The sequence below is a fragment of the Mesorhizobium kowhaii genome (assembly GCF_042431665.1).
Taxonomy (GTDB): domain Bacteria; phylum Pseudomonadota; class Alphaproteobacteria; order Rhizobiales; family Rhizobiaceae; genus Mesorhizobium; species Mesorhizobium kowhaii.
Genome location: NZ_JBHLYT010000137.1, coordinates 1 through 1,607, shown reverse-complemented (window position 1 = coordinate 1,607; position 1,607 = coordinate 1). Strand labels below are relative to the sequence as shown.

Below are 1,607 nucleotides of genomic sequence, written 5' to 3'. Positions count from 1 at the left end.
GAGGAGCAGGGTGAGCCCGACGATCCACCCTCAGTGTCGGTCTCGTACCGGAGGAAACCGTCGTCCCGCAGTTCGAGCAGCCGGCAATTCTCCATCGCATAGCGCTTTGGCCCGCCATCAGGATATTCGATCATCCGGATCGGCATTCCTGGCAGGATCTTTGACCGCGATCCATTGATCGCCAGGAAGTTGACGGAAGAAAGAAGCTCGCCAGTGACCGCCTTCGGCTTCACCGCGACGATCGCGAAATCGAGATCCTCCGCCGAGAAGAAAAGCTCATCCGGATCGAACTCAAAGATAATGCCTCGAGTGACACCCGATGCTGTTTGATCGTGAAGAAAGTTGGCGCCTGTTCCTCGAACCGAGCCGAGATCCGGAAACACATGCCAGTTGGTCAGAAGAATGTTGGGTGAAATCATGAACCCGGTCGCAAACCCGATAGGATCGACCTTCGGATCGACGTTGATCACGATGCGCGCGACCGGCCGGCCAGCGGCACGGGCAGCATCGTCCGGCGGCAAGGTGTACCAGTCAAGGGTGGGGCCGATCTTGCGCTCGACGAACACCGGGAGACGGCCTTGAGCCTTCAATTCGCTCGCCTGAACGAAGCTCGAACGGCGAGCGTCGTAGCGCGCCTGTTCCGATGGCGTCACTTGCGTCGTTGCAGGCGTCGGCGGCTGCGTTTTCCATCGCTTTGCCGCTGCAATCATAACCGCGCGGCGGCGCTCTTCGAATAAATTAGTCGCGGCCATGTAAGCTCTTCCTTCCAACGGCCTGAATAAGGAATGACGATGGACTTTGTTTGAGGATGGCGATTGAGAGATACGACTTCATACGACAAACGCTCAAGCGCAGAATGTTTAAGCGGCTAACAACGTTTCACGCGAAGGCCTTTCGACTCGCGATGTTGCTCTGTCATTTTATTAAAAAATTTCAGACTCCTCTTACATCACTATGCAACAAAGCGTAACGTATGGTCAATGTGAAGAATAGAGTTCTCAACTAAGTTCCTCGCGCGGGATCGCATTTTCGGCCGTCTTTTGGCAGCAGGAGCTTCGACGCCGGCCGCCGCATGGGGGCCTGAAGATCATTCGATCACGTAGAGATCACAAAGCGGTGACATTAAGCGACGCCGCTTCAGCAGGTGCAAAGCATTCTTGGGGGAGACGTCCATGGCATCGCGTACCAGACCTGGCATGAAGTTGCGTGTCGCTCACTTCGCCGTCGCAACCCGCCGGTTCGTTCCGGTCCTTCTCATTTTACTTAGCGTGTCGGGCTGCGAAAAAAATCTCTTCCAGGCGCCGCCCCATGGTGGCACTGCCGATGTGCCGCCGGCTCCGACGTCGGACAGCGTTCTCACGCTGGTGGCACAAATTCCGTATGAGACGCTAGTACCTCTGCACAGAGGTTATGACTCTTTGGAAGTCGGCTTGGGATAGGCTTTGGCCATCTTAAGGCGTGCGTTTTCGGTAGAGAACATCCAGTTGATGCGAGCGCCACTGGTGTTTCGCAGGTGCTCCCAGGCAGCGGTCTCCGCGACGAGGCGATCATAGCTATTGATGCGACGATCGAGGCACTGGCCGCGCAGGACGCCGATTTCGATCTCG

At 56.5% G+C, this 1,607-nt stretch carries 1 protein-coding gene and 1 pseudogene; both read right to left on the bottom strand.

The window, feature by feature from the left end; genetic code table 11:
* Positions 1-566, bottom strand: a 566-nt coding sequence (locus ACFFNA_RS36075) for a trypsin-like serine peptidase (protein WP_378924741.1), incomplete at its 3' end; no start/stop codon positions are given.
* 842 nt (positions 567-1,408) lie between these two features.
* Positions 1,409-1,607, bottom strand: a pseudogene (locus tag ACFFNA_RS36070) (IS630 family transposase); the annotation flags it as partial.